This window comes from Ignavibacteriota bacterium (genome assembly GCA_016708125.1).
Lineage (GTDB): Bacteria > Bacteroidota > Ignavibacteria > Ignavibacteriales > Melioribacteraceae.
On record JADJGF010000001.1, the window covers coordinates 1,247,229 to 1,270,788 of the forward strand.

Here is a 23,560-nt window from a genome sequence, read left to right on the forward strand (position 1 = left end):
CTTATTCTTTCTTGTTTGAATTTGAAATTTGATTTAACTCTTTAATATCCTCTGAACTTCTTATGTGATCAATCGAATTTTTTTGCTGATACAATTTCAAATATTTTTCTTTAGGAATTTCATTTTGCCAATTTCCGGAAATCATTCCAATTGTGATTATTGCAAAATAAATTGCTACAACTCCAATTGCAATAACTTTTTTTGATACTTTCTTTTTTGTGTAAATTGATTTTAACTCAAGCGTGTCTTTTACCGGACAAACATCAACACAGCTCATGCAAGTTGTGCATTCATCGGAAATTACTGTTTTTACTTTATCAACTTTTATAAATGATGGACAAGCCTTTGCGCACAAATTACAATCGATACAACTCTGTTTATTTCTTACAATTTTATTTGGACTGAAAAGTGAAATGAATCCAAGTAAGGCACCGTAAGGACATAAATATCTGCACCAAAAATTTCTAAATATAATTGATAAACCAAAAAGTACTGTAATTACTATTAATGAAAATTGTGAAATGTGAGCAAAGAAATAATACATTTTCACATCGGAGATTATGTTGTATGGTGAATCAAGAAAATATCTTACCGCTTCGGCTGTCATTGAAAAAAATATAGAATACGCAAAAAATCCAAGAATCAAATATTTTAAACTTCGTAAAGGATAATCTAAAATTCGCGGCATTTGTAATCTTTTCTTAAATAATTTTTTTTGAATTTTTTCACCAAAATCTCCGAGTGATTCCGAGATAAATCCAATTGGGCAAATCCAACTGCAGAAAGATTTTCCGAAAATAAATGAAACAAAAATAATTCCCACAAAAATTACTAATCCCGCCGGATGCGCTTGATGAATTTCACCGGAAAGTATAAAATAGTATAAACTCATCAATGAGCTTATGGGAAGAAAAGCTTCAACTCCGGGTGGTCTTTCGTAAAAAGTTGAAGTTCCGTTACTTTCTAAAAAAGTTGTGAATAAATAAAATTCAACTCCAATCCATAAAACAATTGCAACAAATAAGAGCTGAATATATAATCTATATTTTTGAATAGGTTTTTCGAGATTCTTATCTATTTTTGACATTTTATATGCTTTCTATAATCAGATTTTAAATTCTGCTATTTAATATATTATAAAAAGATAAATTTGTCAATGATATAATAAAGAGCATCTATTACTTATTCGGGAAGTGATCAATCACTAAACACAGCATATAAAAAATAATAAATTGACACGAACATCTTTTTGTGATATGTTTAAACCGGAAAAAATATTCTGCTTTTAAATCTGATAATTAATTTTTCTTCAAACAAAAAAAGGAAGGAAATATGGTTGATTCAAACGTTGTATTAACCGGACAAACTTTTGCTTATACGTTTTATGTTTTAGCAATTATGTCTCTTATGGCTTGGTTTGCCTACAAAGTTACCCGCGATGGAAAAAGTAAAGAAGTTAAGCCCGCGGTTTTTTATTCATTTGTTGGATTTTTAGTTTTAATTGGCGTCTCGCTTCACATTGCTACACATTACACAATTCCTTGGAAGCCGATGGATCTTGATCGCGCGGAAATTACTCCCGATAAAGTTTTCGAAATTTCTGTTGCAGATCACAAGTTTATTCTTCCCTCAGAAAAGCTTCAAATTAAAGTAAATGAAAAAGTTTTGTTCAATGTTGCTTCCGAAGATCTCACATATGGCTTCGGTGTTTTTAGAAAAGACAATTCAATGATGTTTCAAATGCAAGTGATTCCCGGTCATGTTAATGATATACTTTGGATATTTGATAGACCCGGAGTTTATTCAATCCGATCAACAGAATATTCCGGCTGGAAAGGAATAAAAATGGTTGTTGAAGATGTTGTTGAAGTAACTGAATAAAATTATAATAATTAAATGTGAGAACTAATATGAACTTTTTAGAAACTTTTATGAAAGGTGAAAAAGGTTTGTTCAAACCTAACACTTTAACACCAATGCAAAAATTAACTTTACGATTTGTTGTTGTGGGATTAGTCTATTATGCCTTTGCGGTAATTGAGGGAATGATAATGAGATTGTATGAAGTAAAACCAATTGAAGCGATCGGCAACGAACAATTTTTTGCAATTATGACTGCACATCCTCTTGTTGGAATTTTTGGTTCAACATATTCAATTGTGTTTGGAGCTTTTCTTTTTCTCGTTCCCTTCTTGATGAAAAAACCTTTATGGAGTATCAAACTTGGAAATTGGACTTTATGGTTAATTGCTATCGGAACTTTTATATTTTGGTTTGCGGGATTTATATCTCACTATTCGCCATTGTACACACTGTATTGGCCTTTACCTGCAGACTTTACGCAATTTAGTGTTTGGGGCGGAACATTTTTTATTTTGGGAATTGCATTAGTTATGGTTGGAACTGTTTTCTTTGTGATAAATATTTTCAAAACTATTGCTTACACTCCGCAAGGTTGGGAAAAACAACCGGGTGGTGAGTTGATCAAATCTGCATTGGGTTTAAGCGGATTTAAAAATTTGTTTAAAAAGAAAAAAGAAGAACATTTGGTTTCTCTTCCCGTTGCGGCAATTGCAAGAGGAACTGTTGATACGGCTTTAAATGCCGGAATAATTTTATTTACCGGAGTTTTAATTCTTGTTTACATGATTGCGGAAATTGCCGGCTCAAGTTTAAAGCACTCTGCCGTTGATGCCTTGCTTTACAAAAATTGGTTTTGGTGGGGATTGGATTTAATTGCAGATGGATTAGTATTAATTTTCGTTGCCGGAACTTGGTATTTACTTGCAACGATGATTTCCGGAAAAAAATTATTTATGGAAAATATTGCGCGCGCGGCTTTATTTGTTGAAATGGTTGTTTCATGGACGGTTTGGTCACATCATTTAATGTCGGATCAAGCACAGCCCGGAATTTTAAAAATTCTATCCGGTGAAATGGTAACAGCTTTTGAGCTTATCACACAAGGTTTAGCTTTCTTTATTACGCTTGTAACTTTGTGGAGTGCAAGACCATTGAAAATGACAAATCCACTGAAATTTTTATTAGGCGGATTACTTGGTTTTGCTCTCGCTGTTCCGGCTGGAATTATGCAAGCAGATTTAGGATTAAATAGAATTCTGCACAATACTCAATGGATTATTGGTCCACATGTTCACGTTGCTATTTTAGTTGGATTAACAATGACACTTTATTCTGCAATTTATATTTTGCTTCCGGTTCTTACAAATGGCGCTGAATTGTACAATCAGAAATTAGCAAACTTTCACTTTTGGGCACATTTAATTGGCGGAATTGGAATGGGAGCTTTTATGGGAATGGCTGGATTAAAAGGAATGTTACGCCGCGCCGTTTATTTCAACGGCGAATTTAATTTGTATATGATTTTAGCAGCTATAGCCGGATCATTATTGTTATTCGGATTTTTAGCATTCTTCTATAATATTGTAATGACCGTTGGATTAAACGGTGTTATTGGAATTTTTATGCCTTCAAAATTAAAAACAAAAGATTTGCTGCCTTCTCAAAAATAAAATTTAATAAAGGACTCAATTTATTTTGAGTCCATTTTATTTTTTATTCTATTCACTAACAACGTTAAAGTAAACCGTATCGCTTGCAAATGCGCTGAACACGCCTAAACCATTATCAATATTGGAGATTGGCTCATTTAAATTTCTTGAATCTTGAGTTCTGGATTCATACAAATCTGCATACTCTTGGTTTACTTTATACACAATTGCGGCATGTCTTCCAAAGTAAGTTATATTTCTTCTTCCTATTAAAAACTCACTTGTTGCACTTGGCGGAAATGTAACTTTGGCTGAATTTGCTTTCCCGGAAGTATAAGTTATCAAAATTGGATTTGCCTCTAAATTTTGAATTACAACATAATACAAAGTTGAATCGGGATTGCTCCAGCTTACCTTTATTGAATTTGTGTCTGATGCAAATCCGCCAAACCCAGTGGATGTAGTTGTTAACGCCAAAGTTTCCGGGAAAATATTTACATTGTTTGGTTTTACCGGGACTAATGTTGAGGAAGTAATTGTTTCATTATTGTAAATTATTCTAAGAGAAAATATATCTCCCGATTTTACTTCCAAATCAGATTGCTCATAAACATAATATCCGTTTAGGCTATCGGCATTTTGAAGTAAATATTCATTTCCGTCTTTCGATAAATAAATCTCTGCTTCATTTATTGGCATTGCGATTGTATCCTCGGAACCAAGCGGAAATGTTCTTGTTAATCTTATGTTTTCAATTTTTTCACCTTCAAACAGAAAAGCACTTACAACAACCATTTCATCATCAACTGTCGGCTCATCATACAAATCTTCCGTACAACTAAGAATAAAAATTGAAATTAGAATAATTATAAATAGTGATTTTAATTTAATCAGTAATTTTGATGTATTTATTTTGTTCATCTTTTTTCCTTAAAAATTAAACTTAACAAATAATGTCGGTGTAAAACCAAGCATTGATACATTTGTAATTTCTACGGGCGAGACAGTTAAATCATATTTTTTATACCAAACATTTTCTCTGTTGTAAACATTAAAAATTGATAAACCCAATTCGCCATCAAAAGTTTTTCTTGCAAAGCGATAAGAACCGCTTAAATCCAAACGGTGATAATCCGGTAATTGATAAACATTTTTTTCACTTACATGAATATAACTTTGTTCAATTCCGTCAAGTAATTCTATTGAATATTGAAGCTGCGGAGCTGTGTAAGGCGCACCCGAGGCATAAATCCACGCCGCAGAAAAATTCCAATTTCCGGTTTCATATGCTAAAATAAATTTCAATTCGTGAGTTTTGTCTTGGTTTGCGGGAAAAGGATCGCCGTCATCAAACTCCGGAAATGTATATTCAACATTGCTTAGTGTGTAACTTACCCAGCCGCTTAAATCTCCAAATTTTTTCTGAGCTAAAAATTCAACACCTTTTGAGATTCCCGTACCTTGAAAAAAATTTGTTACATAATTTGTTTTTACAATTTGTCGGCTTTGCTGACTTCTTACAATCCTCTGTGTAAATTCTAAAAGGTTATCAATATTTTTATAATATCCTTCAACACTAAAAAGATAATCCGGAGTTTCGAATTCCGTGCCCAAAGTATATTGCTGTGATGAACCCGGTTGTAATTCTTCACTTGAAATTAGCCAAAAATCTCTGCTTCCTTCTAAAACATCTTCGCTTGTTACTTGATTTATGTACTGATAATATTGACCCAAACCACCTTTCACTTTTATTAAATCATTTACTTTATATCTGAATGAAAATCTTGGTTCCAAATAAATATTTTTTGTCGGATTAAAATAAGTTGTTCGTAATCCTAAATTTAAATCCAATTCATTCGTAATATTCCATTTATCTTGAACATAACCGGAAAAATGATAACCATTTTGTTTTGTATCTATAATGTTTAAAGTATCATTTACCGTATAAAGATAATCTGTTTCGATATTCGAAAACCATGCTCCAAATCCCAATTTATGTTTTAACGAAAGCGAATATTCATTATCAAATTTTAGTGTGAAATCTCTAACGTTATTATCTTGCAAAGTAGAAGATGATGTTTTTGTTGAAGCAATATTTGTTGTATCAACATTAAGATCAAAAGAATTGTTTACATTATTTTTACTAAAATAATTTGAGTAAGCAATTGTGAAATCGGAGAACCAATAATCCGACCATTGTCTTGTTAATTTTATACTCGAGCCAATATTTCCCCAATCTGTAACATCATCAATTTTACGAGAAGCACTTCCGGCATTATTCTTAAGCGTAACTGTTGTTGGGTCTTGGGATTCATCAAGATAATCTTGACCATTATAAATACTTACTGCAATAAAGTCTTTATCACTTAACTGGTAAGATAATTTCGAATTAAAATCATAAAAGTAAAAAGATGGTGTTGTTGAAACTGTAGTCTGATTCATTCTTCCGGTTCCTTTTGGAGTTGAGGTTGATGCCGCGTCTTCTCCGCTCAAGAAATTAAAAATGTCATCGTACAAACCAATATTTATTAAATCCGCATAAGACCGGCGGGCAGAAAGTAAGATACTTCCTTTTCCTTTTAAAGGAATTTCTGCAACTCCATTTAAGCTTAACAGACTTCCGCCAAGAGATAATCTGAAATTATTCATATCTCCGGTTTTTCCGGTAAGATCTACAACGCTTGAAATTCTTCCGCCGTACTTTGCATCAAAACCGCCTTTGTAAACTTGAACATCTTTAATTGCATCGGCATTAAATGCGCTGTAAAATCCAAAAAAATGATCAACGTGATAAACCGTAATTCCATCAAGTAGAACAAGATTTTGATCGGGAGTTCCGCCGCGAATATATAAGCCGGAAGAGCCGTCATTTATTGCACTAATTCCGGGAAGATATTGCAGAGATCTGAAAATATCTTTCTCACCTAAATTTGGAAGTTTGGAAAGTGATGCCGGAGCAATTGTAATTTGTCCTACAAGTTCTGAAGATTTCCAAAACTTATATTGATCGGCAACAACTACAACTTCATCCGTTGAATAGTTGGATTGCTCTAATTCTATTTTTATTTCTGCATTAAAATTTTTTATTGGAATTTCTTTTGTTTTGTATCCGATATAAGAAACAACAAGAATACTTTCGCCATCTGGAACATCCGGCAAAATAAAATATCCTCTTAAGTTAGAAGAAGTTCCAACGCTTGTATTTTTGATCATTATGTTTGCATAAACTAAAGGTTCACCGGTTTTTGCATCTTTAATAAAACCTTTAATATTACGGCTTACATTTTTGTTATCATTTTGCTGACCAAAAACTTGCAGCGTAAATACAAGTAAAAGACATAAAATTATTGTCTTTTTTGAGAGAGAAAATAATTGTGTCAATTTAATTTCCGTAAAAAGATTAGTAAAAATTCTGATTTAGAAAAGCATTAATAATTATTAAAAATTATGCCACAATTAAATTTTCGTTTTTATAATGATTTTCTAAATTATTTATTTATCACAAAAACATAATTTCAAATTTGGTCGAAGTGCTCGACATATTGGGCGTATTTATTTTACTAGTCATTGTTTTGAATTTGGAAATTAAATAATCAAAAACTATAAATCACTTTTCCGTAAATCATATCGTTATAATTGTATTGACCAAATTGTCCGCTTGAGCCGGAAAAAATGTTTGCTCCAAATTGTAAATTAATTGCATCTGAAAAATTGTATAAAATTCTTGGTCTAACTAACGCATCGTCAAATTCAAAATCGTAATAAGTAAAAAGCTCTAAATCCAATGTTTCATTCAACATAGAATATTTTGCGAGAAAGGTTAGCATATTATTATACTCATCATTAAATAAATTATTTGGCTGAATAATTTCTTCATAATCTAAAATTGCTTTTTGAATAAATTGCGTACTAATATTTATATCGAATAAAGTGAAATCTGTGCCGAACATATATTGAACATAATCCTTTTTAATCGTTCCATTATCTACTGCTAGATTATTTGTATTAAAATATTTTCCAAAGTAATAAGCTCCTTCACCCCGCAAAACAAAGGGACCAAGAGTTGTGCTGAAACTTCCGCCGGCAACCGATAATCTTTTATATTCCGGAGTAATTGTTAAATTCATTCCGCCAAGATTATTCGGCAAAATTGTGCTGAACATTACCGCATCGTCATCAAACATATATCCGCCCATTAATTCAAAATCAACAATTTCTGTAAGTGCAGAATATTTCATGAAAATTTCACTATTCTCTAAAGAGGGAATAATTTCTTTTTTCGAATTATCAAAAGTTGGCGGAATTGCAAAATTCATTTGCGGCGCCCAAATTGAATTATTGTTTGGTAAATTTGTCGAAGTAAAAACCGGAAGCCAAACAAATTCAAAAGTATTATTTCCCAAATAGTAATTTAGCTTTGCCCCGATTACACCAATTCTAATTTCATCAAAATCCGGAAGAAGAAATTCATACAAATCTTTTGGCGAAATTATATCAGTTATGAAAACTCCATCTGCTTTTCCCCAAACTATTTGCTGCTTTCCCAAACGAATATCAATATTATCAAAATTTAGATCGAGATAAATCTCGCGCAGTTTTAGTGTTAAGCTGTCTTGATTATTATGATAAAGCATTGGATTTACTTTGAACGATGAAACACCCAGATTTTTTTCAATATTTAGATTGAAAGTATTTTGCTGAATTATAAAATCTGAATTTCCGTTTCCGGCAAGCATTCCCGAATAATTTCTGACATATCCGGAAAAATCAACTGATTGAGCAAACAATCCGTTTGCAATAATTAGTAATATTAAAATTATTTTCGTTTTCATTTTTTGTTTCCTAATCATTTTTAATTCTTAAAAACTTTTGTTAATTCACAATTGAGCTTGCAAATTATTAGAATAATAGATTCCCGCTAAAAACATGCGGGAATGACAATTATTTTTGTGCAACTTTTTTATTTTGCATTCTGAATTCTGTTTTCTGAATACAGTTACTTACATTCCTTTTATCATAATTCTTTCCGTAAACTTACCATCATCAATGCCGGTATTGATTTTTACGTTTTTCAATTCCATAATTGTTTTGTGATCATTTTGTTTGTTGTTCATTTCAGTGTGCGTAATAATTAAAAATCCGTTTATGTTTTCGTATTTATCTACATTTAAAATTTTAAGTAATTCACCATCCTCATCATAAAACTCTTTTTTCAATCCAATCCATTTGTCTTTAATAATCCAAGTTATTGTTTTGGAATACATATAATCTTTATCTTTAGGTGTACTTTCAACAACGAAACAATTTTCACCATTTACATTTTCTTCGCGCAATAATTTATGATTATCTTGTTTCGGCTGACGATCGCCAAGATCATCATAAGTAAAATCAGAACCCATGAAGTAATCACTTTTGCTATCACTTGAAATTCGTTTGGTTTTCTTCAATGCCGGTAAGTAAATCCATTGATCGTCATCCTTTCCTTCTTCATCATAACTCCAATTCATAAATGAAGTATTTTTTACATCCGCCGGTGTTACGAAAAACATAATTTTCTTTTCAACCCTTCCAAAGTCTTTGGAAAATTGTTTGATCTTTCTCACTCTGCTATCGCCGGATGAATTTGTTAATGTCATTGTTAAATCTGCTGTCATATCTTCGCCAACAGATCTGTTATAAACATTTTCAACTATTTCTAAACCAGTTAATTTTTGTGCATAATATTCATTGTTTAAAATTACTGCAAAAAGCATTGCCATTATTTTTAAGGTTTTCATTTTAGTTCTCCTTTTTATTTTTAAAGTAAATGTTTGACATGTTTAATAAAATCATCATAATTGTTATTGTTCCGATAAAACTGATAAACATATTTATTGAAACCAACGCACCCAATTCTCTGTTTGGAGGAAATACTGAAAAAAGCAATACAAGAAATCCCGCAATAACCACAACAGCATTGAATAAAATTGCTCTTCCGGAATGTGACATTGTATTTTGTGCTGTTAAAAGTTTGTTGTTATTTTGCGAATAAAATTTATACTGCTCTAAAAAGTGAATTGCATAATCAATTCCAATTCCTATTGCAATACTTGAAAGTAAAGCCGTAGTTGTGTTTAGCGGAATATCCATCCAGCCCATTATTCCAAAGCCTAAAACTGCTGTTATAATTATTGGAACAGAGCCGATCAATCCAAGATTTATGCTTTTAAACATTATTGCGATTAAAATAATTACAATGAATAGTGACATTATTAAACTCATTATTTGTCCTTCGAGAATTAAATCCGTAAATACTAAACCTTTGTAACCGGAACCGGCGTAGTTCATTTCAATTCCAAGTTTTTTGAAATCGTCTTTATATTTTTCTATTTCAGAAATTGCAGAATTTATTGCTTTTGAATTATCACTTTTAAGCTGGAAGTTTACATTAAGTTTGTTGTAATTGTAATCAACAACCTTCCAAAGATTTTCCGGATCACCGGACATTTCATACAAAAGCAAGTATTGAGCTATTAAATCTTTTTGATCGGGAATTGAATTAAACTCTTCATTATCGGCATGCATTACTTTATTCATTCTTTCAATGTAATCAGTAAGAGAAAAGGAATTGCCAACCAGCGCTTGGGTTTTAACAACATCATTCTGCATTGTTGAAACAAGTTTTAGCACATTTGGATTTTTGAATGCGTCTTTTTCTTTACTATCAAGAATTAAATTTATTGTTGAAGTTCCGCCGAAATGTTTGTTTATGAATTCATCAGTAAGAACTATATCGCTATCTTTTTCAAACTTATCGAGAAAGCTCGAGTTAATCCAAACTTTTGTAATTCCAACAATAGAAACAGCAACAATAATTATAGTTGCTATAATTGATACACTTTTGTGTTTTATTATTTTTTCCGTTAAAGAAAACGCAAATTGATTATTCTCTTGTTTTTTATCCTTAAACTTTCTTTTTGGCAAACCAAAAATCATAATGCCGGCTGGAATTAAAACCAATGAGAAAACCATTGCTGCCATTACTCCGAAAGCAGTAAAAATTCCAAAATATTTTATTGGATAAACTTGTGAAGTTAACAATGAAATAAATCCAATTGCAGTTGTTACTGATGTCATTACAACCGGTTTCCACATTTTAATCAGCATATCGGAAACGGCTTCTTTTTTTGTTGCATTAGGATTTTTATAAACAAAAAGCTGCAAATGGCTGTAAAGATGAATTCCATCGGCAACGCCAATAGCAATAAGCATAACGGGAATCATTGTGGAAACCGCATAAATTGGAATATTTACTAGTGCCATTAAACCAAAAGCCCAAAGCGTGCTGAACAAAACAACGAGCATTGTTAAAGTTGTGCTTCTTACGCTTCGCATTGTGATGTACAAAACAAGAATAATTACAATTAAAACAATCGGGACCATTTTTTTCATATCGGCTGGACCGAGAAGTGCCATTGTACCTTCTACTATTGGTCTTCCGGCAACATGAAGTTTTACGTTTTCTGTTTCTGCTTGTTTTGCAACATCAAGGATTTCTTCATAAAATTCTTGTGTGAAAACATCATCATTAATAGCTGCAATAATTATGGAAACAGTTTCATCTTCAGAAACTAATCTTCCGTAAACCATATCATTTGATTTTACTTTTTCTTGAAGTTCATTAAATTCATTTTCACTCTCCGGAACTTTTGTAAAAAAAGCTTTAACATCCATGCCGTCTTCAGTTCCAACAATATTATCAGCAGTGTAGAGAGATGTAACATCTTCCTTTTCAATCTGCGGCATTTTTTGAAATTTCTTTGTAAGATTTTTAATTATCTGCAAAGTTTCTTTATTGTAAACTCCATTTTTATTTTCAACAGCAACAATAATTCCGTCTTTAATATTGAACCATTCTTCCGCTTTATCGCTGTAAACAAATGCGGGATGATCTTGCGGCATATATTCATCAAGATCGGTTTCCATTCGTGAGTTTTCGATCATTTTGGAAAAAAATACTGCGGAGAGAAGTAAGGTTACAGCCAATATCAAATATGGAAAGTTAAGAAGTTTAATTAATAATTTGTTCATTTTTATATATCCTTAGTTAATGTTAACTAACATTTGTTTAAAAAATTTTTGCCCTTTTTTGTTAATACACCTTTTAACAGAATATGGAAAATTTCAGTAAATTCAACTTTGATTTTTTCATTTTCACATTTGGTGTTAATTATTGAATTTGATGAAATAATTGAAAAGAATAAATTCAATATAGTTTTTGGTTTAAAATTATTTATCATATTATGCTTTTGTGCATTTTCAATCAATAATGTAAAAAGCGGTAAAATTCTATTTTGTTTGAAATTATTTGTTTGAATTAAAACTTCGGGGAATTTTTCTCCAATATCAGATAAAATATTTGTGTTGAAGTAAACAGATCGTTTTTGAACAATTTTTGCAATATTTTCAAATTTTTCAAAAAATGTATTATTATTTTGAATTGTACTTATAATTTCAAAATATGATTTATGGAGCAAATCCAAATAAAATTTTGCTAGAAAATCTTGTTTTGATGAGAAATCCTTATAAAATGTCTTTTTACTAATACTAACATTTTTACACAAATATGAGATGTTGAATCTATTTATCCCTTTGGAAAGAATGATTTCCCCAGCTTGTGCATAAAGATTATATTTTTTGTCTTTTGCAATCATTTTACTTTTAATTAAAAAATTAGCTTTTCAAACGTTTTTGTAATGTTTTCGCCTTTTTCTTTTAATGAAAAACTAAAATTATTCAGCTTCCACTCAAGCACGCATATTCTTATAAATCCCATAATAATTTTCGCAATTTCTGCCGCATCAACATCTTTTACTTTTTGATTACTTTTAATATCATTAATTATTTCAACAATTATTTTTAATCTTAGACCCATTATCTGCATTAATTTTTCTTTCAAAATTTTACTCTGTGTAAACATTTCTTCCGAAAAAATTACTGAGGTCATCGCTTTGTTTTTATCGAGAAAATTAAAATGAAATAGAATAAATTCATTCAATTTTTCTTTTGGATCAATTTTCTTATTCACACTTTCAATTAATTTTTGATCAAAATTGCTGATTCTAGAAAGAATTCCCAACACAATATCTTCTTTATTTAAAAAATGGCGATAAATTGCCGGTTCACTTATTTTTACACGCGAAGCTAATTCTCTAATGGATAAAGATTCATATCCACCTTCGTGAATTATATTTAATGCTTCATCAATAATTGTTTTTTGTCTTTCTTCAGTTGTAAATTTTGCCATTTCTTAAATCCAAAATAGTTTGTTAACATTCACTAACAAATTTATGCTAAAATTATCGACTTGTCAAGTGAAAAGTTTAATGTAAAATTCTTTTAGAAATTTAAATTGAGGTAAATCACAAAATAACACTCGTTGTCGAAATTTTATATTCGGAATTTTTATTCTTGTTATGTATATTTAGTCTAAATAATTTAGAAATATTTTGGAAAGGAAAATAAATGAGCGAATTAATAAATAACAGCAGAATTAGAGTTGATAAACTAAAAGAATTAATTTTAACTCTTCACAAAGATAAATCAGCAAATGAAGTGCAGATAGAATTAACCGAACTTATGGGAAATGTTCCTTACGGCGAAGTTGTTCAAGCTGAAGAGGAATTAATTAGTGAGGGTTTGGAACGCGAAGAAGTATTAAAATTCTGCGATATTCACACAGCCGCTTTAAAAGGAAATATTGATACATCAATGGCAAAGGGAATTCCGGCGGGACATCCGGTTGATACTTTCATAAAGGAAAATTCCGCATTGCAAAAAGAGATTGATGAAATTCAGCATATTTATCACAAAATAAATTCGAGAAATTCCGAAGAAAATTGCAATGATTTACTTATGCAAATTCATCAACATTTTAACAATTTGATGGATATTGAAAAACATTATGTGCGAAAGGAAAATTTAATTTTTCCATACTTAGAAAAAAATAATATTACCGGTCCGCCAATGGTAATGTGGGGAAAGCACGATGAAATAAGGGGATTCCTTAAATCAAGTATTGAACTTTTGCGTGAAACTCCGCAAGTTACAAAGGAAGAAGTTAAAGGATTTTGGGAATTAATGTTTTATCAGGCAATAAACGGAATTCAAGAAATGTTCTATAAAGAAGAGCAAATTTTATTTCCGATGTGCATGGATACTTTAACGGAAATTGATTGGTTTGAAATTTACAAACAAAGTGATGAAATTGGTTTTTGTCTTTATTCGCCGGAAATTGAGTGGAAACCAAATGTTACAATTGATGAAAATTTTGATAAATCTTCTGATAAAAAAATTAAACTTTCTACCGGTTCGTTTACTGTGGAAGAACTTGAAGCAATGCTGAACAGCATTCCGCAAGATATTACTTTTGTTGATAAGGATGATAAAGTTAGATATTTCTCGGAAGGTAAAGAAAGAATTTTTAGCCGAGCAAAAGCAATTCTTGGAAGAGAAGTTCAATATTGTCATCCGCCGAGCAGTGTACATATTGTAAATCAAATTGTAAATGATTTTAAAACCGGAAAACAAGATGAAGCAATTTTCTGGATTAACATGGGCGGAAAATTAATTCACATTGCTTATTATGCCGTGCGAAATAAAAATAATGAATATTTGGGAACCGTAGAAGTTACACAAGATATTACAAAGATCAATAAAATTGAGGGTGAGAGAAGGCTTTTGAAGCACGAAAAGTAAAATCGTTGAGACGAAAAACGTGAAACGAAAAAGCATAATATAAAAACAAAAAGAAAAAAACTGTCATTCCGGTTTTGACAAAGTCAAATACCGGAATCTAAAAAATCAAAAGGATATGCATTATGAATAAATTACAAATTACACCGGAAACAAAAGTTTCGGATTTATTAAATAATTATCCGGAACTTGAAGATAAATTAATTGAAATTGCTCCGCCTTTTAAGAAATTAAAAAATCCAATATTGCGGAAAACAATTGCAAAGGTTACAACTCTGCGACAAGCAAGTAAAGTTGGTGGAGTTTCTTTGGCAGAATTAATTAACAAATTAAGAATTGAAGCCAGACAAAATGAAATAAAAGTTGAAGAAAATAAAAATGCCAATATGCCAAAGCCAGCTTGGGTTTTAGAAGAAAATATAAAAATAACTTATGATGCAACTTTGGATTTAGAAAACGGAGTTCATCCAATTTCAAAAGTGACGAAAGAAATTCTAACATTAAATGAGAATGAAACATATTTACTTATTACTCCATTTTTGCCCGGACCATTAATCGATATTGTGAAAGAAAAAGGATTTGAAGTTTTTTCGGAAAATAAATCGGCGCAAGAAGTTTATACTTTTATTAAAAAAAATAATTACAAATAAATTTTTATTCATAAAGTCATTTTGAGCCCGAAGATTTTAATCGGGAGAGAAATCTCATAAGCAAAATATTTTCGGATTTGAGATATCTCATCAAAAAACGATTCGACATGACAAAAATTAAAAGATTGCTTCTAAAAATATTATGAACAATTCAGAATTTTATAACACACTTTCATCAAATTATGATTTGATGATAAATTTTGAAAATTCTCTAAAAAATAAAACTGAGAATCTTAAAAAATTTATCGAACCAAATTTTAAATCAGCTTTAGATTTAGGTTGCGGAACCGGCGTTGATTCTATTGCGCTTTCTCAACTAGGATTAAAAGTTACAGCAATTGATAATTCTGAAGAAATGATAAAAATTGCTAAGGAAAATTCTAAAAAATATAATTGTGAAATTAATTTTATCAAATCAGATTTAACAAAAATTAATTTTGATAATAATTTTGATTTTATAATTTCTCTGGGAAATACTTTAGCAAATTTATCTTATGATGATTTAAAGAATTTGTTTTTCAATTTAAAATTATTGTTAAATGAAAAAGGAAAAATATTAATTCAGATTATTAACTTTTTTGCAATTCCTCAAAATGAAGATTACATTCTAAATAAATTTGAAAATGAGGAATTATTGATTATTCGAAAATATCAAACCTACAATTCCCATCTAAAATTTATAATTGAAATAGAAAACAAAATTAAGTGCGCAACTTTTACAATAGAAACTAAAATTTATCCCCATACCATAACAGATTTCAAAAAGATTGCACAGGAAAATGAATTGTTAATTTCATTCTTTGGTAATATTTGGTTGGAAGATTATGAAGAAAGGAAATCGAAGGATTTAATAGTTTTACTAAATAAAGAGGAAGTTATTAGATAAATGCAAAGATTCGTGGCCATGAACGAACTTTTAATTATAGACATTTGTGCTATTTTTTAACTTAGTGAAATATTTGAAGAAAATTATTGTAATTCCCAGGCACTTACAAGTTGTAGTCTTGAGTAAGAATCAATAAGAGTATAAACTCCTCACCGTCGTTCGATCGATATTCAAAATAAATTATAATATTTCAGAAATCTCAATAGATTTTTTAAATTTCAAATTTCAGCAATTCTTGCTAAACTTAGCATTATAATTTTTACGAAATGTAAATACTCAAATTTCATTCCAGGGTCAATTAAATGAAACTTATTAGAAAGTTCTTCATTATCATACTAACATTATTCTTCATCAATGCAATCATCAATGATACAAATGCACAACTACAAATTACAAAAGTAATTGGCAATGGTGCTGTTTTACAAAGAGATATTGAAATTCCCATTTGGTGAAAGACTTCTATAAATGATATTGTTAAAATTAAATGTTGTAAAAAAATTTTTAATCAAACTTTTTTGTTTTAACTAAATGAATAGAGCCTTGTTTCATTGGCTCAATGTTTGTAAGTTTTAATTAAAAAGTAAAATTAAGAATGAACCCATTTCATATTACACGAAACACTAATTCACATTCTAATACCGGAAGTAATATTCCAAATTGGTTAATATATTTTTTAATCTTAATTGCAATATTTGTTTCTGTAATATTTTATCTATTTCCATTTCAAAATGAATTTGTTGAAGACAAAATTGCCAAAGTTTATTTTGCAGATAATATTACAAAAGCCCACACAGATTTGATAAATCTGTTTAATAAAAAATATAAAGGCAAAATTGAAGTTATACCTGTTGATATCCCCACTTTAAAATTTACGACAAACAAACGCAAAGAATTAATTACCAGAACACTTCGCAGTAGAAACAGCAGAATTGATATTTTTGCAGTTGATCAAATTTGGGTTCCACGTTTTGCTAAATGGGCAGAGCCTATCCAAACTCATTTTTCTCAAAAAGAATTAAATGATTTATTGCCGCAAGCTCTAACAACTTGTTTTGTTAATGACACTTTATATGCAATTCCATTTTTTATAGATGTCGGCGTTTTGTACTTTCGTAAAGATTTGATTTCACAACTTAAAAATTCAGGCGAGATAGAACATAAATTAAAAAACGGAATTACTTGGGAAGAAATTATTTCGTTAAAAAAAGAAAATCTTAATAAAGAGTTTTTATATGTCTTTCAAGGCGATGCGTATGAAGGTTTGATTTGTAACTTCATTGAAATTCTTGGAAATAAGTCGGAAAATATTTATAAGAACAATGTGTTTAACGTTAACAATATTTACAGTATTGAAGCAACTCAAAGACTAGTTGATCTAATTTATAAATACAAAATTTCTCCGCAAATTATAACAAGTTTTGATGAAGGAAGATCTTTTGAATATGCTCTGAAAAACGATATCCCTTTTTTTCGGGGTTGGCCAACAACTTTTAAATATTCAAATTTAGTATCCCGAACAACGAGTAAATTAAATTTGCTGGAAGAAGCACCGCTCCCGAGAAACTCAAACAGTGTTTCAACATCTACAATTGGAGGATGGAATTTTGTTCTTTCAAGTTATTCATCGGTAAAAGAAGAAGCCGTTACTTTTATTAAGTTTGTGTTAACTCAAGAAATGCAAGAATTGAATTATACCTCAGGTTCTTATTTGCCCATCTTAAAATCATTTTATAATAATGAAGATTTGATTAAAAAATATCCCAAACTTGGTGAATTTAAAACTATAATTAAAAATGGTTTACACAGACCTTCGGATTACAACTACACTAAAATTTCCGATATACTTTCGCTTTACTTAAATAAAGCTTTAAAGAAAGAGTTATCGGTTGAAGAAGCACTAAAAACAGCTCAAGCTCAAATTGAATTAAGCTTGAATGTAACAAATAACAAAAAATAAAATTTGGTAATTCTATGAATTTACTCAACAGAATTAGGAAATACCGGTTTGAGTTTTATCATTTCATTATTCTGATAATCATCATCAGTATTTCACAAATTACGTTATCTTATATAAATACTCGTTCCACACAAAATCTTATCGGAAAATCCGTTGATATTTATCGTTGGGATACCGCCGAAAGAATTGCCGATTTAACGACAACTTCACTGGAATTATTAATGCAGAGCAGCAGTGTTACTTCAGAAAATAATTTGAACTATTCTCAAATTGTTGAAGCTTTGGATTTTATTTTAAGTCAGCAGCGTTTACAAAAAAATATTGAAGATATTTGTCTTTTGTTTTATGATGGTAACAATGTTATAGATATTGATGATGGACGTGAACTTTACAATTATGTTATTCATCATACCAGTCTTAAAAAAAGCGGCTCTTACAGAATGCAGGCAAAACAACTCTTTATAAATTCCAGTGAGAATTTATTTAAGAACGAAACCGTTTTAAATCAAAAAGAATCATCTCAAGTTTTTCACGTTCTTGTTCCCTTTTCAATTAAGGGTGAAGTAGTTGGCTCGGTTTATATGAAAATAAAACCGGATTTTTCAGATATGATGAAAGTAATTACAAGTTCATCAGATCAAACCGGAGCTTTATTTTCGGCATTAATTCTATTCAGCATTTTATTAATGTTTTTGATTACAAATTTCCTCGTTCGTGAAAGAGATCAAATGCAATTTGAACTTTATCAACAAAGAGAAAGATTTCTAACTCAAAAAATTGAAGAAGAAAAAGAAGTGTTATTCACAAAAAGAATTTATCACGCTCAGCACAAAGCTGAAAAAATTATGGGTTTTATTAAACAAGATGTTTTAGAATTGACAGAATCTAATTTTGAAAAAGTTAAAAATCAAATTGTTAAGTATGCAAATTTTGTTGGAAGAGTTGTTTATGATATGAAAAATTTTAATCCTCCGATAAGTGTAATTCGTAATGTTAGTTTTAAAACAAATATTAATTCGGTAATACAATTTCTTGTAGATAATATCTTTACGAGAGTATATAAGGAAAACAAACAATTTAGTTTTAACCTTAATCTTGATAAGGCGTTCCCAATTCTTCACATTAATGAATATGTAATTTGGGAAATTATTGAACCTCTAATTCAAAATAGCATAGATCATAATAAAAATAATGATGTTATTATTTCTATTGAAACAAAATATTTGCCGAACGAAAATTTTTCAAATGTTTACATTAGTGATGATGGAAACGGATTTGATGAAAATGTTTTTCAGACTGATGATACCGGAATTAAAAAATTATTTTTAGAAAAAGTAACAACAAAAATAAAAGCTCAAAATTCTGGTTACGGCTGTTATATTGCTTATGAAAATTGTAAACGCTGCGGAATGAAAATTGATGCATATAATAATAATGGCGCAGTTATTTTAATTCAAATTCCTAATAACTAAAATTTCTTATGACGGATAATAAAATTAACATACTTATTGTTGAAGACGAAGCATTTGATGTAAAACGAATTCAAATTACACTTCAACCTTTTGAAGAAATAATGAGCATTAAAGAAATTGTTTCTTCGGGAAAGGATACTCTAAAAGTAATTACTGAAAATAAACATTTATTTGATGTTATAATTCTTGATTACCAAATTTCGGGCGGACTTCACGGTGAAGAATTAATTGAAGAAATCAAAAAAATTGATCACACAATACAGGTAATTGTTATTACTAAAATGACAATTAACCAATCCGATTTAAAATTTGCAACTCAGCTAATTGAAAGCGGTGCTTCTTGGTTTGGAACAAAAAATCCAACTGATATAGATTTTATTTATCAGCCGACCGATTTCGTTCTGGCAATTAAAAATGCTTATGAAAAACGAAAACTGGAAATTGAAAAAGAAATTTTGCGAAAAGAGCATACCAATTCACAATCTAAACTTCAGAATAATATTGAAAAAATGTTAAATAGATACACGTTAATTGGTGAATCTAACGCAATGAAATCGATAAAAAGGTCGATTGAAACTTATGCAAAAACTGAAGCAACTGTTTTGATAATTGGAGAATCCGGGACAGGAAAAGAATTAGTTGCAAGAAATATTCATTATGTGAGTCAAAGAAAATTTGAAAACTTCGTTCCGGTAAATTGTTCGGCAATTCCAAACGATTTAATAGAAAGCGAACTTTTTGGATATGAGAAAGGTTCTTTCACAGATGCAAAAGATGAAAAACCGGGATTGTTTGAACAAGCAAATAATGGAACAATTTTTTTAGATGAAATAAGTGAACTACCATTAATGGCGCAGGCTAAATTATTACGCGTTCTTGAAAATGGCGAATTAGATAAAATTGGAAGGAAAAAAAGTTACGGAGTTAATGTTAGAGTTATTGCGGCAACAAATAAAAACATCGAACTATTAATGCGAGAAAAACAGTTTAGGGAAGATTTGTATTATAGACTTAATATACTAAATATTAATTTAGTTCCACTACGTGACCGCAAAGACGATATCACTTTGCTGTTATTTAATTTTATTGATAAAACTTGTAATGAATTTCATGTTTATCCTCCTAAAATTTCTGAAGAAGCTTTAAAATTTTTAACAGATTTTCATTGGCCTGGAAACATTAGGCAGCTTAAAAATGTTGTTCAACGCTTGATTTTGATGAACACTAGCAGTATATACATAGATGAAGTTGAAGCTGCATTAGGAATTAAAACACAGTCTGCATTTGGAGGATATACTTTACCGCTTTATTCGAAAGAAGACATTCCTCAATTAAAAGAAGCAGAATTTGAATTCAAAAAAAAGTTTGTGCAATTTGTTAGAAATAATAGCCGGACAGATTCTGAAGCCGCACATAAATTAGGATTAGCCCGATCAAATTTTCACCGTTTATGTAAAGAATTGGGATTTAAATAAATTTATTGGTTATAAATTTGATAACTGCGTTATGTTGTTGATAACATTTTAAGATATTGTGGCTTATTTTTTTCCTTTCGGAGTAAATAATTCCTTTGCAAAATACAATAAATCAATTTTAAAGTGATTTTTCATTTTATTCTAAAAACAAAACTTTCTGGCACATATCTTGGCTGAAATTTATTAAAAAACTATATGAGATATCTTGTTTTATTTTCTATCTAAATATGTCACAATCTAAAAGGAGTTACAACATGAGGGAAAAAAATTACATCAAATTTTACGTTTTGTTTTTGCTATTTGCATTTCTGCCATTTTTACTGTTTGGTCAGAATACCGGAAGTGTTTTAGGTAAAATTACCGACACAAAAGGAGTCGCTATTCCATTTGCAAATATTGTTATTCAGGAAACAACTATTGGCGCTGCTTCTGATATAAATGGCATTTATTCTATTGAAAAAATTTCTGCCGGAAGCTATATTCTTAAAGTTTCCGTAATTGGTTATCGTGAAACTTACACAAACATTACTGTTACTGCCGGCACAACAACAACTCGTGATTTTAGTCTTTCTGAAGACGTTTTACAGATGGAAGGAGTTGTAATTACCGGAACGGCTGGTGGCTCGGGTGTTAAAAAGAAAGATGCCAGTTTTGCAATTACAACAATATCTCCGGCAGCTTTGGAAAAATTATCCCCCCAAAGCACTGCCGCAGCTTTAGATTTAGTACCTGGTGTTTGGTCGGAAAGTACCGGTGGAGTTGCAGGTGCAAACATTATGGTTAGAGGTTTGCCTTCCGGCGGTGATGCTCCATTTGTAACTTTTTCCCTTAACGGAGCTCCTCTTTATGGAACTCAAACTCTATCCTTCTTTGAGCAAAGCACAATATTTAGAATTGATGAAACAATTGCTTCAACAGAAGCTGTAAGAGGCGGACCGAGCTCTGTATTTTCAAACGGTGAACCTGGTTTAACGACAAACTTCAATTTGAAAAAAGGAACCGATATTACTGAAGGAAGGGTAAAATATACTACTTCAGATTATAGCCAACAAAGAGTGGATGCTGTATTAAGTGGTCCATTAGGAGAAAAATTATATTTCATGGTAGGTGGATATTTTAGAACTTCTCCAGGTATTAGAAATACTCAATTTAATTCGGAAAACGGACAGCAGTTTACTTTACAACTTACAAAAGTTTATGATAAGGGTGTTTTAAATGTATTTTCAAGACTTACCGATGACCATGGGCAGTGGATTTTACCAATGGCTTTAGGAACTGGTAATGATCTTGGAACTTATTCACCGCTTGGAAATGCAACTCGTTATAGAACTTTACAAATCAATGCACAAGGAGATAGTGCAAATTTTGACTTCTCAAACGGCAGAGGTTGGAAAGGTACTATAAGTGGGTTAAATTTTGATTATAGTTTAGGTGATGGCTGGACAGTCCGTGATAATCTTTCATATACTAGCGGAGATGCGGATACATATGGATTTGTTCCGAATGGAAATCCAATGAGTGTTAGCGCTTTAAGCAGTAAGTTAGGTGGCGCTGCGGTTAAAACCGTTGGTGGACAAACTCTTACTTCAGGTTATGTTCAAAGTTATGGAAGTTGGGTAGTTCAAAAACAAATGGAATCTTTCACTAATGATATCAGTTTAACTAAACAAATAGAACAACACGATCTTACAATTGGCGCATATCAAGCATATTGGACAACAAATGATTTCTGGACACTTGGAAATCATATTCTGGTTAATGATGTTGCAAATGGCGATGTTATTGCCGGAGTTCCTGCTGATAGTGTTGCGGGAAGTTGGAATTACGGATTGAATGAAGCCGGAGATGCCAGAGTATTCGCGCTTTACGCCGGTGATACATGGCAGATAAATGAAAAACTAAGATTAGATCTTGGTGCAAGATATCATTTCTTTAATCTCAATTTTACATTAGATCATGGTGGTAATCCGGATGGAATTACTGATTTAACTGCTTCGCTAAATGGTAATGACTGGGCTGGAACAGCAGCAATAAATTATGCTGTCAATACAGATTTAGGAGTTTTCGTTCGCGGTTCAAAAGGTTTGTTTTATCCTAATTTTGATAACATCAGAGAAGGTAACAATTATAATTTAACTGATGGCGATTTAAGAGACGGAACAATATCTTCAAGTGTTTTTAATCAATTCGAATTAGGTTTGAAATATGAACACAGTATATTCAGCTTATTCCTAACTGGTTTCTTAAATACAGTTGAAATTTATGATGGCGGTGTTGGTTCAGTTTTCTCAGCCGCATTATTAAAAACAAGAACATTTGGTACTGAAATAGACGGTGCATTAGCAATTAACAATTTTAAAGTTCTTTTAACCGGAACAATACAAAGTGGAAAAATTACCGAATCAAGCGATGCTGCAGCAGTTGATAAAGAAATTTGGCGTCAACCAGCAGCACAGTTCCGTATTGCACCAAGTTATGATTTTCAATTAAAAGAAAATTTAGAAGCATCATTATACGGAGCATTTAGATTTGTTGGTTCGAGATGGAGTGATAGACAAAATAGTTATGAATTAGATTCATATACTAAATTAGATCTTGGCGTAAATCTTAAAACAGCAAGTGGAATTACATTTAATATTAGTGGAGACAACTTAACAGGTTCCGAAGGTTTAACTGAAGGTGATCCTCGTGATCCTTTATCTAAAAATGGTCGCCCTCTTTTTGGCAGATCATTACAATTTGCAATTAGTGTAGATTTTTAATTTGCGAATTGACTATGTCTAATTTTTGGAAAAAATTAAATAATGTTTTGTAAAATGTAAAACTGTAGTGCAGACAACTTCCATACATAAGGAATTGTCTGTACTGCAAATT

At 30.6% G+C, this 23,560-nt stretch carries 18 protein-coding genes; 10 read left to right on the forward strand and 8 right to left on the reverse strand.

The window, feature by feature from the left end:
- Window position 1: 1 nt before the first annotated feature.
- Window positions 2–1,087 (reverse strand): 4Fe-4S binding protein, encoded by a 1,086-nt coding sequence (locus tag IPH62_05680; protein ID MBK7104754.1) that lies wholly within the window; start codon window positions 1,085–1,087, stop codon window positions 2–4.
- Window positions 1,088–1,332: 245 nt separating this feature from the next.
- On the opposite strand from IPH62_05680, the gene IPH62_05685 reads away from it, so the two are divergent.
- Together IPH62_05685 and IPH62_05690 are read left to right on the forward strand one after the other, a co-directional pair.
- Window positions 1,333–1,881 carry a cytochrome C oxidase subunit II gene (locus tag IPH62_05685; protein ID MBK7104755.1) on the forward strand — a complete coding sequence of 183 codons (549 nt, stop codon included), beginning with the start codon at window positions 1,333–1,335 and terminating at the stop codon, window positions 1,879–1,881.
- A 29-nt stretch (window positions 1,882–1,910) separates the two neighbouring features.
- On the forward strand, window positions 1,911–3,533 hold the full coding sequence (locus IPH62_05690; protein MBK7104756.1) for a cbb3-type cytochrome c oxidase subunit I: 1,623 nt from the start codon (window positions 1,911–1,913) through the stop codon (window positions 3,531–3,533).
- Between the two features lie 48 nt (window positions 3,534–3,581).
- Here IPH62_05690 and IPH62_05695 read toward each other — a convergent pair whose 3' ends face one another.
- The 7 genes from IPH62_05695 to IPH62_05725 all read right to left on the reverse strand — a co-directional run bounded on the left by IPH62_05695 (window position 3,582) and on the right by IPH62_05725 (window position 12,798).
- The gene (locus IPH62_05695; protein MBK7104757.1) at window positions 3,582–4,433 is read right to left on the reverse strand and encodes a DUF4249 family protein; all 852 of its coding nucleotides are present in this window, start codon (window positions 4,431–4,433) and stop codon (window positions 3,582–3,584) included.
- Window positions 4,434–4,442: 9 nt separating this feature from the next.
- Entirely contained in the window at window positions 4,443–6,893 is a 2,451-nt protein-coding gene (locus tag IPH62_05700; GenBank protein MBK7104758.1) for a TonB-dependent receptor, read from the reverse strand.
- 212 nt (window positions 6,894–7,105) lie between these two features.
- Window positions 7,106–8,344 (reverse strand): hypothetical protein, encoded by a 1,239-nt coding sequence (locus IPH62_05705; GenBank protein MBK7104759.1) that lies wholly within the window; start codon window positions 8,342–8,344, stop codon window positions 7,106–7,108.
- A 168-nt stretch (window positions 8,345–8,512) separates the two neighbouring features.
- The gene (locus IPH62_05710) at window positions 8,513–9,289 is read right to left on the reverse strand and encodes an outer membrane lipoprotein-sorting protein (protein MBK7104760.1); all 777 of its coding nucleotides are present in this window, start codon (window positions 9,287–9,289) and stop codon (window positions 8,513–8,515) included.
- Between the two features lies 1 nt (window position 9,290).
- Entirely contained in the window at window positions 9,291–11,582 is a 2,292-nt protein-coding gene (locus IPH62_05715; protein ID MBK7104761.1) for an MMPL family transporter, read from the reverse strand.
- Between the two features lie 26 nt (window positions 11,583–11,608).
- Window positions 11,609–12,205: a TetR/AcrR family transcriptional regulator gene (locus IPH62_05720; GenBank protein MBK7104762.1), complete on the reverse strand. Its 597-nt coding sequence runs from the start codon at window positions 12,203–12,205 to the stop codon at window positions 11,609–11,611.
- A gap of 11 nt (window positions 12,206–12,216) precedes the next feature.
- On the reverse strand, window positions 12,217–12,798 hold the full coding sequence (locus IPH62_05725) for a TetR/AcrR family transcriptional regulator (protein ID MBK7104763.1): 582 nt from the start codon (window positions 12,796–12,798) through the stop codon (window positions 12,217–12,219).
- Between the two features lie 218 nt (window positions 12,799–13,016).
- Here IPH62_05725 and IPH62_05730 point away from each other — a divergent pair, with 218 nt between their 5' ends.
- The 8 genes from IPH62_05730 to IPH62_05765 all read left to right on the forward strand — a co-directional run bounded on the left by IPH62_05730 (window position 13,017) and on the right by IPH62_05765 (window position 23,448).
- Complete coding sequence (locus IPH62_05730) at window positions 13,017–14,249, forward strand: DUF438 domain-containing protein (protein ID MBK7104764.1); 1,233 nt, start codon at window positions 13,017–13,019, stop codon at window positions 14,247–14,249.
- A 122-nt stretch (window positions 14,250–14,371) separates the two neighbouring features.
- On the forward strand, window positions 14,372–14,896 hold the full coding sequence (locus IPH62_05735) for a DUF1858 domain-containing protein (protein MBK7104765.1): 525 nt from the start codon (window positions 14,372–14,374) through the stop codon (window positions 14,894–14,896).
- A gap of 142 nt (window positions 14,897–15,038) precedes the next feature.
- Entirely contained in the window at window positions 15,039–15,782 is a 744-nt protein-coding gene (locus IPH62_05740; GenBank protein ID MBK7104766.1) for a class I SAM-dependent methyltransferase, read from the forward strand.
- Between the two features lie 302 nt (window positions 15,783–16,084).
- The gene (locus IPH62_05745) at window positions 16,085–16,234 is read left to right on the forward strand and encodes a hypothetical protein (protein MBK7104767.1); all 150 of its coding nucleotides are present in this window, start codon (window positions 16,085–16,087) and stop codon (window positions 16,232–16,234) included.
- A 140-nt stretch (window positions 16,235–16,374) separates the two neighbouring features.
- Window positions 16,375–17,739: an extracellular solute-binding protein gene (locus tag IPH62_05750; GenBank protein MBK7104768.1), complete on the forward strand. Its 1,365-nt coding sequence runs from the start codon at window positions 16,375–16,377 to the stop codon at window positions 17,737–17,739.
- A gap of 14 nt (window positions 17,740–17,753) precedes the next feature.
- On the forward strand, window positions 17,754–19,211 hold the full coding sequence (locus tag IPH62_05755) for an ATP-binding protein (GenBank protein ID MBK7104769.1): 1,458 nt from the start codon (window positions 17,754–17,756) through the stop codon (window positions 19,209–19,211).
- An 8-nt stretch (window positions 19,212–19,219) separates the two neighbouring features.
- Window positions 19,220–20,686 carry a sigma-54-dependent Fis family transcriptional regulator gene (locus IPH62_05760; protein MBK7104770.1) on the forward strand — a complete coding sequence of 489 codons (1,467 nt, stop codon included), beginning with the start codon at window positions 19,220–19,222 and terminating at the stop codon, window positions 20,684–20,686.
- Between the two features lie 254 nt (window positions 20,687–20,940).
- Entirely contained in the window at window positions 20,941–23,448 is a 2,508-nt protein-coding gene (locus IPH62_05765) for a TonB-dependent receptor (protein ID MBK7104771.1), read from the forward strand.
- Window positions 23,449–23,560: the final 112 nt, after the last annotated feature.